The organism is Ralstonia mannitolilytica, assembly GCF_905397375.1.
GTDB lineage: Bacteria > Pseudomonadota > Gammaproteobacteria > Burkholderiales > Burkholderiaceae > Ralstonia > Ralstonia mannitolilytica.
Genome location: NZ_CAJPVG010000001.1, coordinates 808,742 through 834,427, shown reverse-complemented (window position 1 = coordinate 834,427; position 25,686 = coordinate 808,742). Strand labels below are relative to the sequence as shown.

Below are 25,686 nucleotides of genomic sequence, written 5' to 3'. Positions count from 1 at the left end.
GCGCGGCGCAGACGCGCACAGTGGCCGCCCGGCTGCGTTCCTGCCAGAATGCTCTGCGGATACATCCATTACGGAGCCAGCGTCATGACCAAGAACAGCGCGCCCGACAGCGCCGTGCCCGCATCCGAATTGATCGATGCCCGCATCGCGGAGCTCGGCGACTGGCGCGGGGCGATGCTTGCCCGCCTGCGTGCGCTCATCCATGCGGCCGACCCGGAGGTGGTCGAAGAATGGAAATGGAGCGTGCCCGTGTGGTCGCACGACGGCATCATCTGCACCGGCGAGGTCTACAAGCAGGCGGTGAAGATGACGTTTCCGAAGGGCGCGTCCGTGCCGGACCCGGCGGGCCTGTTCAATGCGAGCCTGGAAGGCAATGCGCGCCGCGCGATCGACTTCCGGGAGGGCGACAAGGTCAACGAGAAGGCGCTGAAGGCGCTCATCCTGGCGGCCGTTGCGGTCAACCAGTCCAAGACCCGCCGCTAGGCTCGCGTTGGCCGGGCCGAGCCGCTAACATACGGCCCGCCTGATCAACCAACGGAGCCATTGCAGTGATCCAGCCCACCCCCGTCTTCAAGGACAACCTCGCCCAGCTGCCCGCCATTGACGGCATCGAGCGCATCGATCTGATCGACGGCCAGGGCGCCGTGGTGGCCGACATCGAGAACAAGCCCGGCAAGCAGGGGTCGCTCGCGGTGTATCACTACCTGCAGCAGACGTTCGGCCAGCTCGACGCGCAGGCAGCCGAGCACGGACTGGCCGTGTTTGCCGAGCACACCGCCGACGCGCGAAACCGCCCGGGCGCGCACCCGAACGTCGACCGCCTGCTCGCCATCGCGGCGGGTGCACCGGCCCTGCGCATCCACGTCGTCAAGGCCTGACGCCGCTGCTGCTAGCGTGCCCGCGCGAGTGCAGCGTTCACCTTGACCGGCTCGCCGCTGCCCGCGGGCGGCGGCTCCACCAGAAACGACTCGATGACGTCGGGCTCGAAGAAGAGGCAGTACGTCGACCCGCCGTACTGGAAGAAGCCGAGCTCCTCGCCCTTGCGCACGCGCTGGCCGGGCGTGACGTCGATCATGCAGGACGACACCTCGCCCATGCCGATGAACACGCACGCCACGGTGCCCATGCCCGGGTCATCGCAGGCGATCGTGATGACGGCGCGCGCGGCCACCGCGGCGCTGTAACCCTGCGAATCGTTCAGTCCCTCCGGATCGGCGCCCTCCGATTCCACGCACGAGTAGTACGTGCCTTCCACGTGATACGTATCGACGATCGTGCCGCCGACGGGCGCGTGCCAGCGGTGGTAGTTGTACGCGCTCAGGAATGCCTGATAGACGCTCCCGCCGGCAAAGGTCTCCGCCAGGTTCGCCTTGCCCGGCCCGAAGATGTCGCGCAGCGAATACGGCTGCGCCTTGATCCAGAACGTATCTTCGTAGCGCGCATTGCGCGTGATGTTGTACGGCGCGGCCTCGCACGCGCTGACGACGAGTTTGGGGTCGTCCTCGCCCGCCACCGGACGCATGCCGGCACGGAAGCGCCGCGTGAAGAAATCGTTCCACGAGGCAAAGCCCCAGTACGGCTGCGTCGGGTCGCACAGAAACTGGTCCATGCCGACACGCCGCGTCGCTTCGGGGCAGAACCAGCCGTCGGGCGCATGCGTGTTCAGGTAGGCGCGCGAATGCGGCCCGCTGAGGAAGGCGCTCCAGCCGTTGAGCACGGCCTTGAGCGCGTCGTTCATGCGCCGGTCGCGGAACAGCGCGTAACCGGAAGGCATGCATATCGGCCAGTCGAGCAGCGCATTGATCGGACACACCACCATGCTCGATTCATTGAACCGCGGCGCCGTGGTCACGACGTGATCGATGGCAAGGAGCAGTTCGCGGGTGTCCCGATAGCCGAGCACGTAGCCGCGGTCCCGAGCCTCGTCGATCGCGCGGGCCATGTGCATGCGCAGCGCCGGTTCGCGGTCGATCAGGCTTGCCAGCGCGCGTACGGCGGAGACGGCCGGCGTCGTGGTCCGGCGGGATAACGCCTGCTCCACGAGTTCGCAGCGAAACGCGGCAAGTTTGTCTTCGCCCTCGGGCAGCCAGTCGCCCAGCCGGCGGCGGCGGTCCTGCGGGCCATTCGATGTTGCATTCAAGTTGAGCTCCTTTTTTTCAAACCCGGTGCCGTTCGGCCGCTGCGGTCGCAGGCCGGCGCTGGCGCAGGCATCGCACCAGTTCTTCGGCGTACGGCACGAGTTCCAGCAGCACGAACACGGCCAGCACACCGCCCACGTAAGCCCAGGGCAGCGGCGGATCCTTCAGGCGCAGACTGAAGTCGGGCGTGGCCGACCCCACGCCAAACAGCCCCAGCACCTCGTCCCAATGCAGCAGCGCCAGCACCGACAGCGCCATGAGCGGGATCATCTCGAGGAAGCTGTGCACGTGCTGCTCGAACGGCGTGACGTTGCGGCGCGAAACGGCATAGCTGACATCCCAGAGCGCCGTGGCTTCGTGCACCACGTAGGCCACGGCCATGATCACCAGCACGAGCGCGTTGACGTGCAGGAACAGCGCAGCCAGCACCGGCACGCCCATCTCGGCGAGCATGAGCAGATGCAGCACCGACTCCTTGGCGCCGGCCGTCTTCTCGATGTGCGTGGCGCGATGGCAGCACCAGTCGGCCACGCCCGCGACCACCCACAGCGGGATCAGGAAATACATCAGGTACAACTCGAAGAGCTGCTGCATCGCGTCTCCAACGGCACGCCGGCCCAGCCTGTGATCGACCTGTGCGACGACGCAACGTCCGTTCCACGCCTGCGCCGCGGCATCCCGCTTGCTGGGCGCTGCGCATCCTGCAAGGCGTTCCCGATGAAGACACCGAAGCCCCCTTCCCCTGCCGGCCCGCCGGACGAGACGGACCCGACCCAGCAACCCGAATCGCTCGATGCATGCCGGCGCTGCGACCTGTGGCGGCGTGCCACGCAGGCCGTCCCTGGCGAAGGCAAGCGGCGTGCACGCATCATGCTTGTCGGCGAGCAGCCCGGCGACGGCGAAGACCTGGCCGGAAAGCCGTTTGTCGGGCCCGCCGGCAAGCTGCTCGACCGGGCGCTGGCCGACGCCGGCATCCCGCGCGACGACGTGTTCATCACCAACGCGGTCAAGCATTTCAAATGGGAGTTGCGCGGCAAGCGCCGCCTGCACAAGACACCGGGGCAGCGCGAGGTGCAAGCGTGCATGTACTGGCTCGAGCGTGAACTCGAACAGGAGCAGCCCGCCGTGGTCGTGGCGCTGGGCGCAACGGCCCTGAAGGCGCTGCTCGACGATGCGCATGCGCGGCTGCAGGAGCACTTCAGCAAGGTCTCGCGTCACGCGGGCCGCATGGTGCTCGCGACGTGGCATCCGTCCTATGCACTGCGGGCGCCCGATACGGCCACCCGGGAGCGCGCTTATGCCGACATCGTCGCCGCGCTCAAGCACGCACGCACGCTGGCCTCGGACAAGTAGCGGCGCGGGCGCGCGAGTTGCGTCGCCATGGCGGACACACCATCAGGAGCGATCATGACCAGGCCATCACGACAACATCGCGCGCGAGGCGTCATCGTGCGGTCACTCTGCGTTGCCGCGGCGATGGCGGCGGCGGTCGTCAGCACCAACGCCTTTGCACAGGCCACAGGGGCGCAGTCGGGCAGCGGCAAGGGGACATCGGTGACATCGGACAGCACCACGGCTAGCGGCAGCACCAGCCGCACCGACAACCCCGTGGGCCGCGACGCCAGCCGCAACCGCAGCCGCATCGGGACCAAGCCCTCCGGCGAGTACGTGCCGCGCACGGGTTCAAGCTCGCATCAGGACAAGCACGGCAACGTGGTGAAGGACCAATCGACGGGCGGCAGCCCGCAGGGGCGTGAACGTCCGCCCGCGAGCCCGCCGAACATTCCGGCCACGCAGCCCTGAAGCGAAGCGCACAGGCGCTTGCCACAGCGTGCGTACGTCTGCCAGTACGCGCGCCGCCTCAACGGATCCAGGAGCGCATATGGCGAACGAACACTCCACGCCCGCAGCGAAGCCCGCCCCCGGCGATCAAGCCAGGCCCGGCACTCCCGGCACCGGCGAAGCCGTCTGCCCGGATTGCAATGGCACCGGCCGGCGCGGCGACGTGCCGTGCCCCACGTGCGAGGGCACCGGCAAGGTCATTCAGGGCATCGGGGGCGGATGACAGGGCGGGCTCAATGCGGCGCAGCCGCCACGCGGCGCGGCGCCGGTCGTCCATGGCCCGAAGCCTTCAGAAACGCATAGCCCTGCAGAGTCACACGGGCATAACAGCGGTCCGGGCCGCGGCGCTCCAACGTGACGAGCTCTTGCTCGATCAGCGCTTCCATATCGGCGCGGTCAAGGTCGTCCGAGGCGACGCCGTCGTTGACGAGAAGCAGCACGGCAAATTCATGGGGACTCAGCACAGTTGACTCCAGCTTGTTTGTGGGCCACGGCACGCCGCCGCGACGGTGGGCTTGGTTCACTGACACCATGAGCACTGCAAGGGCTGCCGGATACATCGAGAGAGGGCATGGGCGGCTTGCAGGAGAAGCCAGCATAGGCACAGCCGCCATGCCATTCAAGGCGCCAATTCGGCGCTTTCCGGCGCGATCTTTGACCTGCGCGCGAGCCACGGCGGCAACATACGTTTGCCGTGCAGCCGGGCGCATGTGCAACAACGATTGCGCGACGTGTGCGTCGCAGGAAAATCTCGCCCTCCCCCGTTCGCGTTAGAACGTTTGCCAAAAGAAAAGCGCTCCGGTGGTCACTCACCGGAGCGCACGGAGATGGCGTTGCCCGCGGTCAGACGTCGTCGGCGACGACGTTGCCTCGGCGGCCGAACCCATGCAGGGTGTCGATGCGCTCGGCGCGGGGCAGGCGCGCATAGGGGTCTTCGAGCTGCGCGTGCACCCCGAAGGCATGCAGCGCACGGTGGTGCTCGGTCACGCGATCTGCCGCCAGTGCCGCCGCGTGCCCGTGCACGACGGCTGTCACGCTGCCGTAGTGGCGTGCCATGCCGGGGCGCAGGCCATGCGGCGCAGGGGCCTCGGGCTCCACCCAGTCGCTGCGGCCGAGCCGGCCGCGATAGCCGAACCGATGGAAGCCCGCCGCATCGGCCGTGACGGTGTCTGCGGACGGGGCCACGTCGCGCGGCTGCGGAGCCTCGGTGCGGGCCAAAGACGGCTCGGCACGGTCGCCGCTCTCGGGCACGACGATCGCCTTGGAGGCGAGCACGGGCTCCTCGGGGTCGTATTCCGGGCTGCGCACGAACGGCTGCGGCGGTGTGGCGGTGCCTGCCGGCGCCGGGCGGCCGGTCCACTCCTGCCACGTCCGCACGTGCGTGATGTCGCCGTCGTCGTCGTGGTCGACCACGAGCAGGCGCGTGTTGTGCGGACGTTGCCAGGCCGGCTTGCGTGCCTGCATGGCAGCGCGCGAGGCCGCTGCGCTCGGGGTGAGCGCCGGCGGCTTGGTGCGCGCGATCTTGCGGCGGATGGTGCGGTCGAGCCGCGACAGGATCATCCACACCACGAGCACCCCGCCCATGCCGGCAATGATGTTGCCGTACATGCGCAACTGCTCGAACGGCAGGCCGCTCGGGCCCACGCTGCTGATGGAGTACCCGACGTACAGCCCCAGCAGCCCCCAGATCGAGATCACCAGGATCGGCCGGAAGATGCGGAACCACAGCACGTGGTGCAGCGTGCCGACGATCCCCTTGTCGGAAAACGACTGCCGGATCGAGTTGCGCGAGACATCAATGACGAGCATGGTCATGGCGAATTCCCCTGTTGTTGTATGCCCCGGTCAGGGCTTGTCCAGCGCGCGCGGGCACGCTGGCGCTGAAAGGCGACGGCCGGAAAGCCGACCACGGTGGTGATGAGGTTCAGGATCCAGAACGCGACCGGGTACCAGACGGTATCGATGAAGTAGCGCAGGATGCCGTCGTCGTAGCGGCGGTCGATGAAGCAGCCGATCAGCAGCTGCAGCACGCACGTGATGAACAGCAACGTGCCGTGCCAGCGCGGGAAGGCTTCCATGCGCCACTCCGGCGGCATGTCGACAACCAGGCCCAGCACCGACCATGTGATGACGAACAACATGTTGTAGGCCCACACGACCGACAGCGCGTACTCGAAGAAGATCGGCCACATCATCGACTGCCGCAGGCTCAGCATGGCGGGGGCGTACTTGATGAGCGCCTGGATGCCGCCCTTGGCCCAGCGCAAACGCTGCTTGTACAGGCCGCGGAAAGTCTCGGGCATCAGGATCCACGACAGCGCGCGCGGCTCGTAGCGGATGATCCAGCCGCCCACCTGCAGCTTCCAGCTGATGTCGATGTCTTCGGTGAGCATGTCATTGCTCCAGTAGCCCACCTCCTCGATGGCGTGCTTGCGGAACATCACCACTACGCCCGACACCGTCAGCAGCCGGCCGTACACCTGCTGCGTCCGCTTGATGAGCCCCACGATCGACGAGAACTCGCCCACCTGCATGCGACCCAGCAGCGTGGAGCGCGTGCGGATGCGCGGGTTGCCGGTGACGGCGCCCACGGTCGGGTTGTCGATCAGGTGGCGGATCATCCAGGCGATGGCGTCCACGTCGAGGATCGAATCGCCGTCGATGCACATCAGGTACTCGGCATCGGTCACCTGCGCGGCGGTGGTCAGCCCAATGGCCTTGCCCTGGTTGGACGACTGGTGGATCACGACCAACTGCGGGTACTGCGCCGCCAGTTCGTTCAGCCGCTCGCCGGTGCGGTCGGAGCTGCCGTCGTTCACGGCGATGATGTCGTAGTTCGGATACCGCATGCGCGCCAGGTGGCTGATCACCTCGCGCACATTGGCCTCTTCGTTGTAGCACGGCACGATGATCGACACCTTGGGGTAGCTCTTTACCCCCAGCAGCGCCAGGGGGTGCCGCACGTGGCTCGTCCCGCGCTCGAGCAGGAAGTAGTGCAGCAACCCGCCGATCATCCAGAAATACGACATGAAGAACGGGTAGTAGAAGACGAAGCCGGAGATCCAGCGCTTGACCAGAAGGGGGTCGAACATGTCAGCCTCCCGCCTTGTTGCTGGTGCTGGTGCTGGGGCCTGCCGGCGGGTTGGCCGCCTCCGTGACCGCCGGCTTGCGGTCCTGCGCGCCGTCGGGGGACTGGCCGGGCTGCAGCACCGGCACCGCGCCGTTGAGCTTCTCGGCGCTCGGCTGCGCCTTGCGCGTTTCGATGTAGGTCTTGAGCGACATCACCTCGCGCAGCACCTCGGTGTCTGGCCGGCCGGCGATGAAGTCGTCGGGGTAGTAGCCGTAGTTGAGCGCACCGGCGGCACGCAGCTGGCGCATCTGATCGCGCAGCACGGTCGTCGGGATCGGCTTGTCCTGGTTGCGCCAGTCCACGGCCTGCAGCTCGAAGATGGTCTTCTTCAGGCCGTCCTTGTGCTTGGCCACGGCGGCGGTCAGCTTCTTCATCCAGTCCTTCGGGTCCTTCGCTTCTTCCATGTACGGCATGGCTTCGAGCGCCACGTAGTCGTAGGCGTGCAGGAAGTCGTCAAAGTTCTGCGCGGTCCACTCCTCGGCCTTCGGGTCCAGCACGGGGCTGGCGAAGATGTTGCGCGCGGTCAGCATGTCGCGGCCGTTCTGGTAGCCCTGCGCCACGGTGATCAGCTCGTGCGAGAAATCGATCAGTGCCTTGGTCTTGGCGCGCGTCCACTTCTGCATCAGCTCGGGCGACTGGCGGATCTGGTTGATGTCGCCGGGCAGGCCCATGGCCTCGTAGGCCTTCAGCGCGGCGGGGCTGGCATCTTCGTAGTCGTCGAGCACGCCATCGTCGTGGAACAGCACGCCGTCGATGATCGAGTTCTTGGCCAGGTCTTCATAGATGTCGCGGATCACCTTGCGCGCTTCCGGATCGAACGGCGACAGGCGCGGCGGCTTGACCGTGCCCGGCCGCTGCGGTGCGCCCGGCACCGACTGCACGAAGTGCGTGGCCGCGGGTTCCTTCTCCGGCAGCTTGAAAGACAGCAACGGCAGCCACGCATACACCTCCACCTTCGCACGCGTCTTCAGCTGCCACGACACGCGCGAGAACAGGTCTGCGCGCATCGGCATGTGGCGGTTCGGGAAGTACACGGCATCCACCGCGCCGTTGCCCTTCGGGTCGGCAAAGGCCTGCAGGTAGACCACGCGCGGGGCGAGGTCCTTGATGCGGTCGATCAGCTTGCCGAGGTTGGCTTCCTGCTGCTTCGGGTCCGGGTCGTAGATGTAATCCATGTCGACCTGCACGACACGCTGCACGGGGTTGATCTCGCCGTGGTGCGTGACGGGCTCGCGCAGCGAACGCTCGAGGTCGCCCGTGTTGGTGTCGTAGCCCATCAGGCTGCGGCGGATGGCCGTGAGCGGCACGTCCGGCGTATTCGGGCCCGGCTCCAGCGTGAGCATGTACTTCAGGCCGACGTTGGCGGCTTCCTGGTCCAGGATCAGGTTGTGCGCGCCGTACGGCCACACCACGGTCTGCACCTTGGCGCCGATGTTCTTCTCGATGAGGTCGACACTGCGCTGCAGGTCGGAGCGCACGCGCTTGCGGTATTCCTCGTCGGTTTCATACCGGCCCAGCTTCGGCAGGTAGGCGTGCGTGCTGGCGGCGGGCATTTCGTTGCCCTGCGGGTTGCCCAGCGTGCCGTGGTGCATGTCGTGCGTGTGCGTGGCGAATTCGGCCAGGCCCGAGGCCTGCATCTCACGCACCTGGTTCCAGTTCATGAAGAAGTCGCGCGACACGATCTGCTTGTCCGACAGCTTGATCTTCGCGCCCGGCGGGGCGTTGGTCCACTCCGTCACCAGGCCGAACACGGCCGGAAAGCGGAACTGCTTGAGCAGGGGGAAGACCTTCGTGTAGTGGCTTTCATAGCCATCGTCGAAGGTCAGCAGGATGGGCCGCTTTGGCAGCGGCTTGCCGCCGTTGCGCGCAGCGTCGATCTGGGCCAGCGTCACGGGGTGATAGCCGTTGGCCTGGATCCAGCTGAACATGTTGGTCAGCATCTTGGTGTCGACGGCGAACCCGTCGGGCAACGTCTCGAAGCTGGCCCGCAGGTTGTCGCGGATGTCGTGAAAGCACAGCACGCGGAAGGTCTTGCCGTCGTCCGGGTCGGGCTTGGGCAGGAAATCCACCTGGATGGCGGCGGCCGGGCGCGCAGCCATGAGGGCGAGCGCCACGGCCAGTGCCATCCAGGCGAAGAGTCGTCGCAGCGACGGTTGTCGGAAAGCTTGCATGGGCATCACAGCGGAATGTTGAGGTTCAGATACAGGAACTTGCGGTTCTCGGGCTGGCCGTCGTAGCGATGGCGGCCATAGCCGATGCCGTAAGAGACCTGCGTCTTGCGATTGATCTGCCAGACGTGCTCCAGCCGCGCTTCATACATCGGGCTGGTGCCGAACGACTGCTGGTTGTAGACGCCGCCCGTCAGGTACACGCGCTGCGTGAACGACTTGTCGGCGTAGCGCCAGGGCGTCCACGACCAGATGGCGGTGGCCTGCCCGCTGTAGTCGCGCGAGGGGCTGAAGTAGTTCAGGCCCGTCATCGTGTTGCTGCTGGTGTCTGCGCCAAACAGCACGCCGAGCGTGTGGCGCGGCGAGACGAACACCTGCTGGTAGAAATTCGCGCCCCAGCGCTGGCGCAGGTTGTCGTCGGTGTAGCGCGACACGCCATATGTGAGCGATGCGTAGCGCGTCTCGTCCCATGTGTAGCGCACGTTGCCGCTGATCGTCTTGCCCGTCACGCCGACCTGGTACGCCTTGTAGGGCACTTCCAGGTCGTCGTTGGTAATCATCCCCGAGACCTTCCAGTGGTCGCTCGGGATCCACGTGGCATCGAGCGTGCCGCCCGTCTTGCCGGCCGAACCGACCGACTGGTGCACCTCGCCGTTCACTTCCACGCCCGTGTTGAACCACTGCACGCCCGCGCCATTGCGCACGCGGCTCTGCGACGTGCCGTCAAAATTCGCACGGCCCGAGAAGTTGTGGAAGAACAGCCGGTAGTGATCGGCAAACGGGCTGCTGTACGCCTTCGTGTCCACGCCAAACTCGTTGTTGGCGAACACCGAGTTGCCCTTGTCCGCGGTCGACTGGATGATCAGCTGCGGGCTCTGGTAGACGTCCAAGTCCTTGCGCAGCGCGCGCACCGAGCCATTCTCGGGAAAGCGTTCGTCCAGCCCGCTGGCGACATCCTTGGCGGTCTTCAAGTCGTCCACCGCCAGCGATGCACGGCCGTAGCCGGCCACCACGCTCAGGTCGTCCGGGTGTTCGGCGAGCGCGGTCCGGTACATCTCGCGCGAGCGGTACGGCTCGGCCTGCACCATGGCGCCGTCGGCGCGCGCGCTGACCAGCGAGGCCGCAAACGGCGCTTCGTGCCGCCATTTGTCCATCTCGGAAATCCCCTCGTGCGTGCGGCCCGTGAGGACGAGGTACTGTGCTTCCAGCCGCTTGACGCGCGAGTAGTCGGGGTTGGGCGTGCCGGCTTCGGGCGCGAGGCGCACGTACTCCGGGTTGTCGGCCTTCATCTTGTCGAGCAGCGCGCGGGCGTCTTCAAAGCGGCCGGTGTCGAGGTAGGCGTAGAACAGGCCTTCCTGCACGTCGCCCGTCTCGATCTCGCCGGGGCCGGCATCCTTGAGCGCCTGGGCGTATGCGGCGGCAGCCTTGTCGGGCGTATCCAGGTACGCATAGGCATCGCCGGCGGCCACACGCGTGTAGGCCGGGATCTTGCCCGTCTGTGACATCGCCTCATAACGCTTGACGGCATCCTTCATGCGCCCGCGCGAGGCCAGCGCCACCACCTCGTCGGCGACGATCGCCTGGCGGAATTCGGCGTTCTCGAGCGTGTCGGGCACCTTCTTGATCAGCGCCTCGATCTCGGCCACGGCCTGATCGATGATGACGAAACGCTCCGGCCCGTTGATGACCTTCAGCTGCTGGCGCCCCCAGCGGATGCGCTGCGCGGCGGCGGCATGGTCGACATGCCAGGACTCGGCCTCCGTGAACCAGTCCGGATGCTGGCGCAGGTGCTCCTGCGCCAGCGTGGCGGCACCCTCGCGGGTCTCGCGCATGACTTCGTCGTGAAAGGCTTGCCGGTCGGTCGGCATGGCGCCGGCCGGTGCGTTGTCCGGCGGGTTGCCGGCGGCGTGGGTTGCCGCGGCATTGGCCGCTTCGGGCGATACGGGCAGCGGTTCGAGCACGCCGGGGCCCTGGGCGCTCCGTCCCGCCGGCGCGGCGGCAGCGGCGTCCGGAGACGGCACGCCCGGCGGCAGGATCACCGTGGGCGACGGCGCGGGTGCTGCCTCGGCGGCAGGCATCTGCGCGGGGGCGGGCGCTGCCGTGGCCGGGGCGTCGGCCGGCGGCACGGGCTGCTGCGCCACCAGCAAGGCCGCGGCCGGCGGCTCGGGCAAGGCTGCGTCACCGGCCATCACCGTGGTGGAGGCCAGCGCGGCGGGGCCGCTCGATGCGGCATCGCTCAGTTGTGCGTCGATCAGGCGGCGTGTGGCCGCGTTGGCGCTGTCGTCGATCGCTGCGTGCGCAAACAGGGGCGCGGTGCCGACCACCACAACGGTGGCGGCGGCAATGGCGCAGCGGCGGGGATGCCATGACGCGGCCGCGCTCGTGCGCTCGGCCGGCAGGCTCCAAAGAGTGGGCTCGTGGTTTGTCATTGTTCTGGTGTCCAGTAAGCGGCGCGTGCATGGGCACGCTCTCCGCATTGCATGGAAAGCGGCTGCGGCCGGTCAGCCCAGGCGGGCCGTACCGTTGGCGGCACGCAGGGGCGCGCGCATCGGCTTGGCGGGTGCCACGCCGCCAAAGGCACGCGTCATGGCAGCCCAGCGCGATTCGGCGCCAAGGTCTGGCGCCCCGGCGGGCGCAGACGAAGACACCATCACGGCATCCCGTGCCGGCGTGCCAAGGGGAATGGCAGGTGCGCCCGTCTGGACAAACGGGGCAGAGTCTTCTGGCACACGGCTCGCCACGTGCGGCGTCGCCGTGCCTGCGGCGGCTTCATGCGAGGTGCCGCCCTGCAGTTCCAGCGGAATCCCGAGGCGCATGGCTGCGTACACGGCTTCGCTCTTGTTGCGCACATTCAGGCGGCGGTACAGCGTGCAGGCGTGCGTCTTGACGGTGGCTTCGGAAATGCCGAGCAGGCGCCCGACACCCTTGACCGAATGTCCGCGCGAGAGCAGCACCAGCACTTCGTACTGCCGCAGCGACACATTGAGCCGCTCCGCTGCTTGCGCCGCATCGAGCGCCAGCGGCGCCGCAGCGTGCGGTGCGCGCGGCATCAGCGGCGGGTACGACTGGCCGCCGGCCAGCACGAGTTGCAGGGTTGCCAGGAGGACTTCCGGCGATTGCGTCTTGGAGGCGTACGCGTCTGCCCCGCATGTCATAGCAACGTGCGCCTCTTCGGGCGACAGACTTGCTGCAAGCAGCACCACGTGGCGCGCCTCGCTGCGGGCGATGGTTTCGCGCAGCAGCGTCGCATCGATCGGCGCTTCGGCCTCCTCCAGGCCGATCACGAGCAGATCGGCCTGCACATCGACGGGCTGCAGCTCGCCAAGCGCGCGTGCGGGCAGTGCGGGAGCAACGACTTCCAGGCCCAGGGCGGGATGCGCGAGCAGCTGCGCAAGTCCGGCTCGCAACAACGGATGATTCTCCAGCAGGACTGCTTTCATGGTTTCCTCGTTTTCTTGTGAAGCGATTCCGGTCACACATGCGCAAGCGCCCGCCGCGGCAAGCGCGCGCGCAGATGACCGTCGAAACCCCGGGACCGTCCGAGAAAGCGCCCTGCCACGCGCCGGGCCAAAGCCGCCGGTGGAAAAGCGAAGTGCGAATGCCGTGGGGACACATCCGATTCCGGATTCGCTTATAGGAAGAGCGTGTTCTGCACGTGCCGCGTGTGATGCATACGCCCTGCACTTGCAGAGTGACCGCACGTCATGGAGCAAGCATTGGGCCAGGCGCGTGCAGCGCAACATCTGCTTACATTTCCGGCACAAAAGCCGGGGGCGGGAAAGCGGCCGAGACCCGCAGTGGCAAAGGATTGCCGGGCTGATGCAGTGATTGCTGCAATGCAGAAAATACGCCCGGTTTCTGTAACGAATCTGTTACGTCTGCCCGGTGTGCGACGTCGGCGTGCTCCTACCGGCGGACGTCGTCTGAACGTTTTTACAACCTGTTTTAAAACTTACCGAGGCGCCCGTCAGACGCCACATTGCATGGACCTGCGCTGTCCGGTTGACAGCCGGATGACGCCGCTGTTACGGCTTGCGGCGCATGACGAATAGAAACAGGCTGTCGATGGCTCCCACCATGAAGATCAGCGCCGCGGCGGTGTGCAGCATCCACGTGCCATCCGGGAACGGCAGCGGGATCGACGTATGCGGAATGGCCGCCACCACACACGCCGCGACCGAGGTGCGCACCACCGGCACCCACCATGTCCGCTGCGCGGGCGGTGGATCGTCGCGATGGCGCGGCGCCGGCTCGGAGTTCTTGGCACGTTCGTCGGGCGTCGGGCAGGACATGCGGCGGGAGGAAGAAGTGATGGCCATGCTGCATTGTTGAACACAACCGGCCGAAGCGAAACCGAGAACAGCCGCATCCGAGCCGTTCATTTCCCCCGACAGAAATCGCCTAGGCCGATTGCGTGGCCAGGGGGGCCAGGTTCTGCAGCATGTCGGTGGTGATTTCAGCCAGGCCGTATTCCGGCTTCCAGCCCCAGTCGCGGCGGGCCACGCTGTCGTCGATCGAGTTCGGCCAGCTTGCCGCAATCGCCTGGCGGAAGTCCGGCGCGTAGTCCACTTCGAATGCCGGACGGTGCTTGCGGATTTCCGCCGCCAGCTGCGCCGGCGTAAAGCTCACCCCCGCGAGGTTGTAGCTGCCGCGCTCGGTGATGCGCTCGGCCGGCGCTTCCATCAGCTCGATGGTGGCCCGGATCGCGTCGGGCATGTACATCATGGGCAGCGCCTCGTCGCGGTCGAGAAAGCACGTGTAGCGCTCGCCCTTCACGGCGGAATGGAAGATGTCGATGGCGTAGTCGGTCGTGCCGCCGCCGGGTGCGGTCTTGTACGAAATCAACCCCGGATAGCGCAGGCTGCGCACGTCGACGCCATGGTGCTCGAAATACCAGCGGCACCAGCCCTCCCCCGCCAGCTTGGAGATGCCGTAGACCGTCCTGGGCTCCATGATCGTGCTCTGCGGGGTGCTGTCCGGCGGGGTGGTCGGGCCGAACGCCGCAATCGAGCTGGGCCAGAAGATCCGCTCGAGTTGATGGTTGCGCGCGGCCTCGAGCACGTTCAGCAACCCGTTCATGTTGAGCTGCCAGGCCCAGGTGGGCGACTGCTCGCCGGCCGCCGACAGCGCCGCCGCGAGGTGATAGATCTGCGTGATGCCGTGGCGCTCGATGATCTCGCGCAGCTGGCCGCGATCGGTCACGTCGAGCGTCTCGTGGCGGATCTGCGCGTGCCGGCCGCGCGGCACCATGTCGCTCGTCACGACGTTGTTGTTGCCGTAGCGCTCGGCCAGCGCGGCCGCCAGTTCGGTGCCCAGCTGCCCGTTCGCGCCGATGATGAGGATGCGTGGCGCCGCGCCCGCGGTGCCGCTCGTTCCAGTCCCGCTGCTCATCAGATGATCCCCAGTTCCTTGCCGGCTGTCTCGAAGGCCTTGAGCGCCGCATCGAGCTGCTCGCGCTCGTGCACCGCGCTGATCTGCACACGGATGCGCGCCTGCCCTTTGGGCACCACGGGATAGAAGAAACCGATCACGTACACACCGAGTTCCAGCAGGCGCTTCGACAGGGCCTGCGCCTTTTGTGCGTCGTACACCATGATCGGCACGATGGGGTGGTCGCCCGGCTTGATGTCGAAACCGAGTTCGACGATCTTGCGGCGGAAATACAGCGCGCTGGCTTCGAGCTTGTCGCGCAGGGCGGTATCGGCCTCCAGCAGGTCGAGCACCTTGATCGTTGCCCCGACAATGGACGGCGCCACGGTATTCGAAAACAGATACGGACGCGAACGCTGGCGCAGCAGCGCCACGACTTCCTTGCGCGCGCTGGTGAAACCGCCCGACGCCCCGCCCAGGCCCTTGCCCAGCGTGCCGGTGATGATGTCGATCTTGCCGAACACGCCGCGGTGCTCGTGCGAGCCGCGCCCGCGCTTGCCGAGAAAGCCCGTGGCATGGCATTCATCGATGCCCAGCAGCGCGCCGAATTCATCGCAGATGGTGCGGATTTCATCCAGCCGCGCAATCGTGCCGTCCATCGAGAACACGCCGTCGGTAAAGACGAGCTTGAAGCGCGCGCCCGCTGCGTCGGCGGCCTGCAACTGGGCGCGCAGGTCCTCCAGATCGTTGTGCTTGTACCGATAGCGCTGCGCCTTGCACAGGCGGATGCCGTCGATGATGGACGCATGGTTCAGTTCATCGCTGATGACGGCGTCCTCCGCGCCGAGCAGCGTCTCGAACAGCCCGCCGTTGGCGTCGAACGCCGAGCCGTAGAGGATGGTGTCTTCGGTGCCGAGAAACTTCGCCAGCCGGGCTTCCAGCGTCTTGTGCAGATCCTGCGTGCCGCAGATGAAGCGCACCGAGCTCAGGCCAAAGCCGTGCGTCTGCAGCGCCTCATGCGCGGCCTTCAGCACCTCGGGGTGCGACGACAGGCCCAGGTAGTTGTTGGCGCAGAGGTTGATGACCTCCTTGCCGTCGTCCGTGCGGATCACGCTGCCCTGCGGCGACGTGATGATGCGCTCGGTCTTGTAGAGACCCGCTTCGTCGATCGCTTCGAGCTCGCGGCGGATGTGCGTGTAGAAGGCGTCGGCACAAGCGTTGGCTGTCGTTGTCCCCATGGGGCTCCTCCTGTAGACTGCGCTGATCGATAAATCGAACAAGTTCGATATATCGAATAATTTGTTCAATTTACAAGATACCCACCGATGGCACAAGCCCCTGCCACCGATGTACTCGCCGACGGCCCCCCCGCCGTGGGCGCCAAGCTGCAAGCGCTGCGCCAGGCGCGCAAGATGTCGCTCGACGAGCTGTCGCGCCGCGCCGGCGTTTCCAAATCCATGCTCTCGCAAGTGGAGCGCAACCTCGCCAACCCCACGGTTGCCGTGCTGTGGCGCCTGGCCACGGCGCTGGGCGTGGGGCTGGCGGATTTCCTCTCGCCAGACGGCGCGGCGGATGCGGCGCCTGCGGTGACGGTCATCCCTGCTCACTCCATCCCAGTCATCAAAAGCCCGGATGGCAAGTGCGAATTGAAGATTCTTGGCCCGGTGGAACTGGCCGCGCGCTTTGAATGGTATGAACTCGCGATCCAGCCGGGTGGCGTGCTGGCCTCCGAACCGCATGAGGCGGGCGCGAAGGAGCATCTGTCCGTGCTGAGCGGCACGTTGACGGTGCAGTCAGGCCCGAGCGAGAAGAAGGTGCGGCATGGGGAATCGGCGCGTTATCCGGTGGATGTGCAGCACGCGATTTCCAACGCCGGCAAGACGGTGGCGACGGCGCTGCTGGTGGTGGAGTATGCGCAGTAGCGCCGCAGATGAGCCGGCTACGCCGCCTGCAGCGGCGGCACCCGCCACACCCGCGGCAGCAGCATCCCGAGCATCAGCCCGCGCAACGCCATGAAGGCCAGCATGGCGACCCACAGCCCGTGGTTGCCCCACAACGGCTGCAGCGTGACCGACAACCCCCAGAACGCCACCGCCGCCACGGCCATCGTCACGAGCAGTTCGCGCGTGCGCGTCGCACCGATGAATACGCCGTCAAACTGGAAGCCCCACACCGACGCAACCGGCAGCAGCGCCGCCCACACGAGGTAATGGCGCGCGGCTTCGCGCACGGGCGGCTGGTCGGTCAGCACGCCGATGATGGCGGCGCCGGCAAGCGCATACACGGCCGCGAAGAGGCCCGCCCCGAGCACGGACCAGAACGTCGACACGCGGATCGCCATGCGCAGCGCAGCCCGATCCCGCGCGCCCAGCGCGGCGCCCACCAGGGCTTCCGCCGCATGCGCGAAGCCGTCCAGGCCATAGGCCATGAAGGTCAGGAAGTTGAGCAGCAGCGCGTTGGCGGCCAGCACCACGTCGCCCTGCCGGGCGCCCGCGTGGGCAAACCAGCCGAAGGCAGCCAGCAGGCAGAGCGTGCGCAGGAAGATGTCGGTGTTCAGGCCCATCAGGCGGCGCCACGCGTCGGGCGCCATCAATTCGGCGCGCGTGAGCGGCGGCAAGCCCGTCGGCCGCTGCAGCCACAGCAACAGCATGCCGAGCGCAAAGCCGGCCATGTCGGCCAGCGCCGTCGCCGCGCCAATGCCGCCGACGCCCATGCCGGCCCCAAGCACCAGACCCAGCACCGCAGCCATGTTGACCGCGTTGATGAACACCTGCAGCAGGAGCGCGCGCCGCACCTGCTGCCGCCCGAGCAGCGTGCCGAGAACCACGTAGTTGGCGAGCGCGAACGGCGCCGACCAGATCCGCGCGTGGCAATAGACGTCGGCCATGCGCGTGACGGATTCGCTTGCCCCCAGCAGCGCCAGGGTGATGCGGATGGCTGGCACCTGCAGCACGAGCAGCGCCGCGCCGATGGCCCACGCCAGCAACAGTGCGCGGACCACGCTCGCTCGCAGCGCACGCGTATCGCCGGCCCCGTGCGCCTGCGACACGAGACCCGTCGTCCCCATGCGCAGGAAGCCGAAGCCCCAGAATACGAAGTTGAAGAACACGCCACCCAGCGCCACGCCGCCGATGTATTCGGGCCCCGGCAGGTGCCCCGCCACGGCCGTATCCACGGCCGACAGGATGGGCTGGGTCAGGTTGGCGAGGACGATGGGAAAGGCCAGCATCAGCACGCGCCGGTGCCACTGCGCGGGTGATGCAGGTGCAACCGAAGTGACGGAAGAGGACTCCATGCGGGCAAAAAACTGGCGGAAACAGTGAAAAAGCGGTGCAACCGCCCTTGATTTCGCTATCATTGCGCCCCATTGCGAGCTCCGGCAATCGAGCGGCACGTGCGGCACCCCGCACAACGTCGCCGGTGACTATACGCGAATCCCCCCGGAGGGCAGGCATCGTGCCCCGCCCTTCATCGCGACCGGACTGGTGCGGTTGATGCTTCGCGTCAGCCGGCACCCGCATGTCCCAGGCTGGTGACACCCACCACACGGGACGGTGGGCGATGCCCAAACCGCATCGCCTCGTTAGAACGAAGCGGACTCCTCACCAAACCGCGATGCCCTGTCGAGCCTCCGACTCGCCGGGGTGGAGACTCCTCTTGGAAAAAAACGTACAACGCAACCTTGGCGCCTGGGCCCTGATGCTGACCGGTCTGGGCTCGATCATCGGTTCGGGCTGGCTCTTCGGTGCCGGCCATGCCGCGCAGGTGGCCGGCCCCGCGGCCATCTTCACGTGGGTCATCGGCGCCGTCGTCATCCTCGCCATCGCCCTGACGTACGCCGAACTGGGGGCTATGTTCCCCGAGTCGGGTGGCATGGTGCGCTACGCACGCTACTCGCATGGCTCGCTGGTCGGCTTCGTGGCGGCCTGGGCCAACTGGATCGCCATCGTCACCGTGATCCCCATCGAGGCCGAGGCCTCCATCCAGTACATGAGCTCGTGGCCATGGCCGTGGGCGCAAGGCCTGTTCCAGAACGGTGAGCTGACGCCGGTCGGACTGGCACTCTCGGCAGTGCTGGTCGTCGTGTACTTCCTTCTGAACTACTGGGGCGTGAAGGTGTTTGCCAAGGCCAACAACGCCATCACGATCTTCAAGTTCATCATCCCGGCGGCGACGGCCGTGGCGCTGGTGGCGGCGGGCTTCCATCCGGGCAACTTCGGCATGGGCGATGCCGCGAGCGGCACGGCGCAGGGCTTCGCACCGTACGGCTGGTCTGCCGTGCTGACGGCCATTGCCACCAGCGGCATCGTGTTCGCGTTCAACGGCTTCCAGAGCCCGATCAACCTCGCGGGCGAGGCGCGCAACCCGGGCCGCAACGTGCCCATCGCGGTGATCGGCTCGATCCTGCTGGCGGCGGTGATCTACGTGGCGCTGCAGGTCGCCTTCCTGGGCGCGGTGCCGCCGGAATCGCTGGCCGGCGGCTGGCACGGCATCGACTTCCACTCGCCGTTCGCCCAGCTGGCGATCGCGCTGAACCTGAACTGGCTTGCGCTGGTGCTGTACATCGACGCGTTCGTCAGCCCCTCGGGCACGGGCAGCACGTACATGGCCACCACCACGCGCATGATCTACGCCATGGAGCGCAACAACACCATGCCTGCCATCTTCGGCCGCGTGCATCCGGTGTTTGGCGTGTCGCGCCCGGCCATGTGGTTCAACCTCGCGGTGTCGTTCATCTTCCTGTTCTTCTTCCGCGGCTGGGGTGCGCTGGCGGCTGTCATTTCGGTGGCGACGGTCATCTCGTACCTGACGGGGCCGATCAGCGTGATGTCGCTGCGCCGCAGCTCGCCGCAGCTGCATCGTCCGCTGCGCCTGCCGGGCCTGTCGCTCATCGCGCCGTTCGCCTTCGTGTGTGCGTCGCTGATCCTGTACTGGGCCAAGTGGCCGCTGACAGGCGAGATCATCGTGCTGATGCTGGTGGCCCTGCCCGTGTACTTCTACTACCAGGCCAAGGCCGGCTGGCCCGACTTCAAGACCGAGCTCAAGGGCGCCTGGTGGATGATCGCCTACCTGCCGACCATCGCCGCGCTGTCGTACTGCGGCAGCACGCAGTTCGGCGGCCATGGCTACATCCCGTACGGCTGGGACATGGGCATCGTGGCGGCCATCTCGCTGGTCTTCTACCACTGGGGCGTGGCCAGCGGCTGGCACACGCGCTATCTGGAAGAAGTCGACAGCGTGCACGAAGAGGCCCGGCTGCACGGCGGCCAACGTGCGCCGCGCGGCGTGCCGCAGAGCATCTGAGCGGCGGCTCACCGCTGCACCGAAGACAACGCCCGACCGGCTCGCCGGCGGGCGTTTTTCTTTGCGCGCAAGCGCTTGCGTTCGGAGAACGTGTCATTGGGCCACGCCCCTCCGTGGTGGGGCATCCGGACCGCCAGCCCGCGCCGCTGCTGGCGTCACAAAAAGTTCATTCAACTCTATGTTCAGGGGACCGTTTAGCAGAATGTCCGATCCTGCGCTCGCTGCCCTGACCCATGACGTCCTCGCCGCTCCCCCTGCCTGCGGGCATCGCTCCCGAGATGCTGCGCACGGTGTTCCAGCCGATCTTTCGCCTTGCCACCGCGGAAGTGCTCGGTTATGAAGCGCTGCTGCGCGGGCCGGTCGGCTCGGCCATGGAGACACCCGCGGCGCTGTTCGCGGCGGCCCGCGACACGGCCGGCGCGATCGCGCTGGAGACCGCCGCCGCACGCCTGGCCATCGCCCGCTTCTCGGCCATGCGGCTGCCGGGCAAGCTGTTCCTGAACTTCAGCGCCCAGGGCGTGCGGCAGCTGCTGCAAGATCATGCCCGGCTGCTGCACGCGATTGCCGACCACGACCTCCACCCCTCGCGCATCGTCATCGAGCTGACCGAGCAGACGCCCATCGACGACCTGCCGAGCTTCGCGCAGGCGCTGTCGGTGGCGCGGGACTTCGGCCTGCAATGCGCGCTCGACGATTTCGGCACCGGCAATGCCAACCTCAACCTGCTCATCGAGCTCACGCCCGACTTCATCAAGCTCGACAAGTATTTCCTGCGCGACATCGCCAAGCATCCCGCCAAGCTCGACATCGCACGCTCCTTGCAGCAGACGCTCAAGGGCGGTGCCACCAGCATCATCGCCGAAGGGCTGGAGACCGAAGACGAGCTGGGCGTGGTGCGCGACCTAGGCATCCGGTTCGGGCAGGGCTTCTTCCTGGCGCGCCCGCACGACACACCGGCGAGCGACATGTCGAATCACGCGGCACGCGTGCTGCAGTCTTCGCAGATTGCGGTGTTTCCACAGGCCGTGCGCGTGGGGTGGCGTGCCATCACGGCCAGCAAGCTGCTGCGTGTGGCGCCCACCCTGCCCCTGCGCAGCAGCAATGACGACGTGCTCCAGCTGTTCAACCGCCACCCCGACCTGCACGCCGTGGCGCTCCTCGATGAAGACGAACGCCCGCTCGCGCTCATCGCGCGCCGCGCCTTCATCGACCGCTATGCGATGCCGTATCACCGCGAGCTGTACGGCAAGAAGCCGGCGCTGGCGTTTGCCAACCGGCAGCCGGTGCTGGTGGAAAAATCGGCCTCGCTCGAAGACATGTCGGCGCTGCTGATGAGCGAAGACCAGCGCTACCTGACCGACGGCTTCATCATCACCGAGAACGGCCGCTACCTGGGCCTGGGCACCGGCGAAGAACTCGTGCGCACCGTCACGGAAATCCGCATCGAGGCCGCGCGCTACGCTAATCCGCTCACGTTCCTGCCGGGCAACATCCCGCTGAACCTGCACATTGAACGTCTGCTGGAAGCGCGCGCGGAGTTCTACGCCTGCTACGTCGACCTCAATCACTTCAAGCCCTTCAACGACCAGTACGGCTACTGGCAGGGCGACGAGATGCTCAAGATGGCCGCCGCCGTGCTGGCCGCCGCGTGCGAGCCCACGCGCGATTTCCTGGGCCACGTGGGCGGCGACGATTTCCTGATCCTCTTCCAGAGCGCCGACTGGCGCGCGCGCATCGCGCAGGCGATGGCGGCATTCAACGCCAACGCCCTGGCCATGTATACGCAGGCCGACCGCGCGGCCGGCGGCATTCACGCAGAAGACCGCAAGGGCCTTCCCGCCTTCTTCCGCTTTGTGACGATGGCCGTGGGGGCCCTGCATGTCCATCCCGGCGCGGCGCGCAACAGCGACGACATCGGCACCGCGGCGGCGCTCGCCAAGCGGCGTGCAAAGCAGAGCGAGAGCGGGTTCCATCTCGAAGCGATGTACCCTGCACAGGCCTTCACCATGGCGTAGGAGAGCGCCGGCGAGCGTCAGCAAAGTTTGCACCGAGAAGCCGCGGCAAATAGCCGCGGTAAAAATGACAAAAACGTCCATGCACGTGCAGCGCGCTCAACGTTTTGCATTTTCTGCATGTCACATTTACACGGCCATGTGGCGACCTGCTCCCACCCCGGCGAATTAGGCCAAGAACGGCTTTCTTATTGGGGTTTCGGAGTGTCAGCGAAACCCTTACAGTCTCGCCCGCGATTCGCCTTTTCGATGTAGTCGAGACCCCGACAAGAAGCACGACGGTACGAAGCAACAGGGTTTTTTGGGCGCGTCTTCACGCCTCGTCACCTCCCCCGGCTTGTGGCGCTTTTTCAACTTGGGACACCCCGAGATTGGCGGAGCCTTGCCCAACGCCGGAGAAGTGGCGAGTGATCAACGCCGTGGCCCCCATGCCACTGCCCCACTTGCAAGGAAGTCCTGTTTCATGCGTACCCGTCTGTTCTCCCTGGGCTTGATCGCCGGCGCAACGTTTGCGCTTTTTTCGGCGCCCAGCCAAGCGTCCTGCGTTGCCAATCCGCCCACGCAATCCAACGCCACATTCCCCGCCAGCCTGACCGGCAAGCTCGCGTATCACAGCTATGTGAGCTACGGCGATGGCACCAGCCAGATCTTCATCTACGACTTCGCTGCGCGCACGCTCACGCAAGTCTCCAAGGCGACCTGGGGCATCCAGGATCCGATGAACGCCGTGTTCAGCCCGGATGGCAAGTGGCTCGCCTTCATGGGCATCAAGAACAACGCGTGGAACCTGTTCTTCTGGCAGATCGGCACGAGCAACATGCCGATCAACCTGACCAACAGCAGCGGCCAGACGCGCAATGAAGACCCGAAGTTCAGCGCGGACGGCAAGTCGCTGTACTTCAAGCAGAACGGCGACGTGATGCAGGCCGCGCTGTCGTACACGAGCTCTGGGCCGGTGTTCACCTCGGTAGTGAACCTGACCCGCACGGCGCCTTCGCAGGAAAACTCGATGCCGTTTGCCACGCCGGACGGCACGGCGATCTTCTACACCACGGGCACCGGCTCGGGCATGGGCCTGTACAAGCAGACCGTGGGCAGCACCGCGAAGGTGGCCTTCGACACGCCGGCGGGCCTCGCCACGTACTACCCGATCGTGCGGGCCGACGGCACCGTGTTCTACGCACGCTGGCACGACGCTGCCAGTCAGGCCGACCAGATCTACACCAAGGTCAACCCGGGCGACACGCCGAACCAGCTCTCGCTCAACGACTGCAACAGCAACAACTCCGACCCGGCCCCCGTCAACGGCACGAACTACGTGTTCTTCTCGTCGACGAGCGCGGGCGGCTACCAGCTCTACCTCGGCGACGTGACCACCGGCCAGCGCTGGAGCCTGTCGCAGTTTGGCGTGAACTCGGATACCAGCAAGGCGAAGCTCGGCTCGAACTACTACGCCGGCGGCGGCGCCGCGGCGGCGGCACCGGCCGTCACGCTGCTCTCGCAAGGCAAGCCGGCCAGCGCATCGTCGAGCTACAGCGCGAGCCTGGGTCCGGCCTATGCGTTTGACGGCAACACGACCAACACACGTTGGGATTCGATCGAAGGCAGTGCCGCCGGGACGCAATGGCTGATGGTTGACCTCGGCACGACGCGCACCATCACCGGCGTCGACCTGTACTGGGACGCGGGCGCCAAGGTGTATTCCATCCAGACCTCCAACGACGGCGTGAACTGGACCAACCTCTACTCGACCTCGAACGGGGCGTCCTGGGGTCACACGTCGCTGGCCAACCTGAAGGGCAGCGGCCGCTATGTGCGCATGTACGGCACGCAGCGGGCCACGCAATGGGGCTACTCGGTGAACGAGATGCAGGTGTGGGGCTACTGATCGGCAAGCCGCAGATCGGGCATCGCTGACCTGACAACGCCCCGGTGGCTTCGGCCATCGGGGCGTTTGTCATGGGCGGGCGGTTGAGGGCTAACCCGTAGATTGTCAAAACCTGAACATTCAGGCCGGCTCGGGCTGGGCACGATGGCGGCTCCGCACCCCGCCAGAGGATCGACGATGCCCTCCCGTACCCCGCCGCACACGACACCGCCGCACGGCATCAGCCGGCGCGACTTCCTGACGCTGGGCACCGCCGCCGCGGGCCTGGGCGCCCTGGGCCTGAGCCTGCCGGAAGCCGCGCACGCTGCCGATGCCAACTGGCATGCCGGCCAGCTCGTGCACCTGATTCCGGCGGCCAGCCACAACCGGTTCCTCATCAAGGCATCGTTCCAGGCGCCGCTGCCGCGTGCGCCGTGGCTGCTCGTCAACGGCAAGCGCATCGCCGGCGAGCAGACCGATACCGCTGGCCGCTTCTGGCGCTTCGACGCGCGCAGCCTGCAAGCGGATACGCCGTACACGCTGCGCATCGTCGATGCCGGCGGCAAACCGCTGGCCGATGCCTGGTCGCTCAAGACCTTCCCCGCGCCCGGCGCCACGCCGGCACGCCTGCGCATCCTGGCCTACACGTGTGCCGGCGGCTACGACGGCCCACCCCTGGCCGGCAAGACGGCGTGGCTCGACATGAACGCACGCCGCCGCCTGCTGGCGCGCGGCATGTCGTTCGCGCCCGACACCGTGATCGCCAACGGCGACCACATCTACTGGGATCTCCAGACCTCGCAGAACAAGCCGTTCGCGCGCCAGGTGCGCGAGCTCATGTGGGAAAAGTTCGGCGGCGCGCTCGACATGTCGGTGCCGATGTCGCATCCGAAGAACGAAGCCATCTTCACCCGCGTGTGCGACTACCAGATCGCCGGTCTGTACGGCACCACGCTGCGCTCCACACCCGCGTACTTCCTGACGGACGACCACGACACCTTCGAGAACGACGAGTTCGATGACAAGGTCGCCACGCTGCCGCCCGAACCGTACGGCCTGGTCGGCGCGGAGCTGACGCAGCACCGCTATTACCCCGAGTTCCTGCCCGATGCCAACCGCCCCGTGTGGCTGCCCGGCGGCGACAAGGCCGGCATGCCTGCCGACACGAACAGCGCCTTCGGCACGCTGCGCTATGGCGCCCTGCTCGAAGCCGTGCTGTACGACTGCCGCCGCTTTCTCGACAACAAGGGCATGCACGCGCGCGTGGTGCCGCAATGGGTGGAAGACTGGGTCGTGGCACGCACGCGCGCAGAAGACACCGCGCATTTCTTCCATGTGCCGTCGCTGCCGTTTGCGTATTCATCGGGCAAGCTCGGCGACTGGTATCCGGATCTGCTCGACAAGAAGAGCGGGCGGCTGGTCGGCAACGTGCCCAAGCCGGGCTGGCAGAGCGGCTGGCATGCGCAGCATCAGCGCCTGGTCGCTGCGCTGGCGCAGCAGAAGCGCCGCGCCGCAGTGATCGTGCAGGGAGACTTCCACGCATCGGCCGCCGGGTCGATGTCGCGCTCGGGCGAGCTCGCACTCGCGCAACCCGTCCACACGGTCATGACGGGCACGCTGGGCACGGGCGACCTGGCATTTCCGTCGGCCTTCCGCAGCATCGAGACGACGCCGGCGTTGTCGGTCGCCATGCAGGAAGCCCTGCGCCCGACCGAGAAGAACGGCTTCACCATCATCGACGTGGCGCCCGAGAAGATGACGTTCTCGCTGTTCACGTGGCGTCCGCCCGAGCCAGTGGAGGCCATCGACACGCTGCAGCCCGCGCTGGTGTACGAGGTGCCGCGCTTGGCCTGAG

The 25,686-nt window shown here is 66.9% G+C and carries 21 protein-coding genes; 9 read left to right on the top strand and 12 right to left on the bottom strand.

The genetic code is table 11. The annotated features are described in order from the left end of the window. Positions 1-84: 84 nt before the first annotated feature. Both KHN96_RS03645 and KHN96_RS03640 read left to right on the top strand, forming a co-directional pair. Positions 85-483, top strand: coding sequence for a DUF1801 domain-containing protein (locus KHN96_RS03645; protein WP_045218840.1), 399 nt, complete (start codon positions 85-87; stop codon positions 481-483). Positions 484-548: 65 nt separating this feature from the next. Then, a complete protein-coding gene (locus KHN96_RS03640) occupies positions 549-878 on the top strand; it encodes a DUF2322 family protein (RefSeq protein ID WP_045218842.1) in 330 nt (109 codons plus the stop codon). 11 nt (positions 879-889) lie between these two features. Here KHN96_RS03640 and KHN96_RS03635 read toward each other — a convergent pair whose 3' ends face one another. Continuing rightward, complete coding sequence (locus KHN96_RS03635; protein ID WP_062738071.1) at positions 890-2,140, bottom strand: phosphatidylserine decarboxylase family protein; 1,251 nt, start codon at positions 2,138-2,140, stop codon at positions 890-892. A 16-nt stretch (positions 2,141-2,156) separates the two neighbouring features. Then, positions 2,157-2,732, bottom strand: a complete 576-nt coding sequence (locus KHN96_RS03630) for a hypothetical protein (protein ID WP_045218845.1) — start codon at positions 2,730-2,732, stop codon at positions 2,157-2,159. A 123-nt stretch (positions 2,733-2,855) separates the two neighbouring features. On the opposite strand from KHN96_RS03630, the gene KHN96_RS03625 reads away from it, so the two are divergent. Further along, a complete protein-coding gene (locus KHN96_RS03625) occupies positions 2,856-3,491 on the top strand; it encodes a UdgX family uracil-DNA binding protein (RefSeq protein WP_062738070.1) in 636 nt (211 codons plus the stop codon). A 96-nt stretch (positions 3,492-3,587) separates the two neighbouring features. Further along, on the top strand, positions 3,588-3,941 hold the full coding sequence (locus KHN96_RS03620; RefSeq protein WP_147282556.1) for a hypothetical protein: 354 nt from the start codon (positions 3,588-3,590) through the stop codon (positions 3,939-3,941). Between the two features lie 272 nt (positions 3,942-4,213). Here KHN96_RS03620 and KHN96_RS03615 read toward each other — a convergent pair whose 3' ends face one another. The 9 genes from KHN96_RS03615 to kbl form a co-directional block, all read right to left on the bottom strand. Further along, positions 4,214-4,444 carry a hypothetical protein gene (locus KHN96_RS03615; protein ID WP_045220324.1) on the bottom strand — a complete coding sequence of 77 codons (231 nt, stop codon included), beginning with the start codon at positions 4,442-4,444 and terminating at the stop codon, positions 4,214-4,216. A 379-nt stretch (positions 4,445-4,823) separates the two neighbouring features. Beyond that, positions 4,824-5,795, bottom strand: a complete 972-nt coding sequence (gene pgaD, locus KHN96_RS03610; RefSeq protein WP_062738068.1) for a poly-beta-1,6-N-acetyl-D-glucosamine biosynthesis protein PgaD — start codon at positions 5,793-5,795, stop codon at positions 4,824-4,826. Next, positions 5,792-7,072 carry a poly-beta-1,6-N-acetyl-D-glucosamine synthase gene (pgaC, locus tag KHN96_RS03605; protein WP_045218856.1) on the bottom strand — a complete coding sequence of 427 codons (1,281 nt, stop codon included), beginning with the start codon at positions 7,070-7,072 and terminating at the stop codon, positions 5,792-5,794. Before pgaC ends, pgaD begins: the two co-directional genes overlap by 4 nt. Position 7,073: 1 nt before the next feature. After that, positions 7,074-9,281: a poly-beta-1,6-N-acetyl-D-glucosamine N-deacetylase PgaB gene (pgaB, locus tag KHN96_RS03600; RefSeq protein WP_373994671.1), complete on the bottom strand. Its 2,208-nt coding sequence runs from the start codon at positions 9,279-9,281 to the stop codon at positions 7,074-7,076. Positions 9,282-9,286: 5 nt separating this feature from the next. After that, positions 9,287-11,707 carry a poly-beta-1,6 N-acetyl-D-glucosamine export porin PgaA gene (gene pgaA, locus KHN96_RS03595; protein WP_062738066.1) on the bottom strand — a complete coding sequence of 807 codons (2,421 nt, stop codon included), beginning with the start codon at positions 11,705-11,707 and terminating at the stop codon, positions 9,287-9,289. 72 nt (positions 11,708-11,779) lie between these two features. Then, the gene (locus tag KHN96_RS03590; RefSeq protein ID WP_045218862.1) at positions 11,780-12,718 is read right to left on the bottom strand and encodes a LuxR C-terminal-related transcriptional regulator; all 939 of its coding nucleotides are present in this window, start codon (positions 12,716-12,718) and stop codon (positions 11,780-11,782) included. Positions 12,719-13,303: 585 nt separating this feature from the next. Further along, the gene (locus tag KHN96_RS03585) at positions 13,304-13,597 is read right to left on the bottom strand and encodes a hypothetical protein (RefSeq protein WP_233902547.1); all 294 of its coding nucleotides are present in this window, start codon (positions 13,595-13,597) and stop codon (positions 13,304-13,306) included. Positions 13,598-13,679: 82 nt separating this feature from the next. Beyond that, complete coding sequence (locus tag KHN96_RS03580) at positions 13,680-14,669, bottom strand: L-threonine 3-dehydrogenase (RefSeq protein ID WP_062738065.1); 990 nt, start codon at positions 14,667-14,669, stop codon at positions 13,680-13,682. Next, positions 14,669-15,886 carry a glycine C-acetyltransferase gene (gene kbl / locus KHN96_RS03575; RefSeq protein WP_062738064.1) on the bottom strand — a complete coding sequence of 406 codons (1,218 nt, stop codon included), beginning with the start codon at positions 15,884-15,886 and terminating at the stop codon, positions 14,669-14,671. Before kbl ends, KHN96_RS03580 begins: the two co-directional genes overlap by 1 nt. An 87-nt stretch (positions 15,887-15,973) precedes the next feature. On the opposite strand from kbl, the gene KHN96_RS03570 reads away from it, so the two are divergent. After that, positions 15,974-16,570 carry a helix-turn-helix domain-containing protein gene (locus KHN96_RS03570; protein ID WP_045218871.1) on the top strand — a complete coding sequence of 199 codons (597 nt, stop codon included), beginning with the start codon at positions 15,974-15,976 and terminating at the stop codon, positions 16,568-16,570. Between the two features lie 17 nt (positions 16,571-16,587). Here KHN96_RS03570 and KHN96_RS03565 read toward each other — a convergent pair whose 3' ends face one another. Continuing rightward, positions 16,588-17,943 carry an MATE family efflux transporter gene (locus tag KHN96_RS03565; protein WP_062738063.1) on the bottom strand — a complete coding sequence of 452 codons (1,356 nt, stop codon included), beginning with the start codon at positions 17,941-17,943 and terminating at the stop codon, positions 16,588-16,590. Positions 17,944-18,305: 362 nt separating this feature from the next. Here KHN96_RS03565 and KHN96_RS03560 point away from each other — a divergent pair, with 362 nt between their 5' ends. The 4 genes from KHN96_RS03560 to KHN96_RS03545 all read left to right on the top strand — a co-directional run bounded on the left by KHN96_RS03560 (position 18,306) and on the right by KHN96_RS03545 (position 25,685). After that, entirely contained in the window at positions 18,306-19,952 is a 1,647-nt protein-coding gene (locus KHN96_RS03560) for an APC family permease (protein WP_062738062.1), read from the top strand. A 233-nt stretch (positions 19,953-20,185) separates the two neighbouring features. Next, positions 20,186-21,967, top strand: coding sequence for an EAL domain-containing protein (locus tag KHN96_RS03555; RefSeq protein ID WP_062738061.1), 1,782 nt, complete (start codon positions 20,186-20,188; stop codon positions 21,965-21,967). A 460-nt stretch (positions 21,968-22,427) separates the two neighbouring features. Beyond that, a complete protein-coding gene (locus tag KHN96_RS03550; protein WP_045218879.1) occupies positions 22,428-23,852 on the top strand; it encodes a discoidin domain-containing protein in 1,425 nt (474 codons plus the stop codon). A gap of 177 nt (positions 23,853-24,029) precedes the next feature. After that, the gene (locus tag KHN96_RS03545; protein ID WP_062738060.1) at positions 24,030-25,685 is read left to right on the top strand and encodes a twin-arginine translocation signal domain-containing protein; all 1,656 of its coding nucleotides are present in this window, start codon (positions 24,030-24,032) and stop codon (positions 25,683-25,685) included. Position 25,686 lies beyond the last annotated feature (1 nt).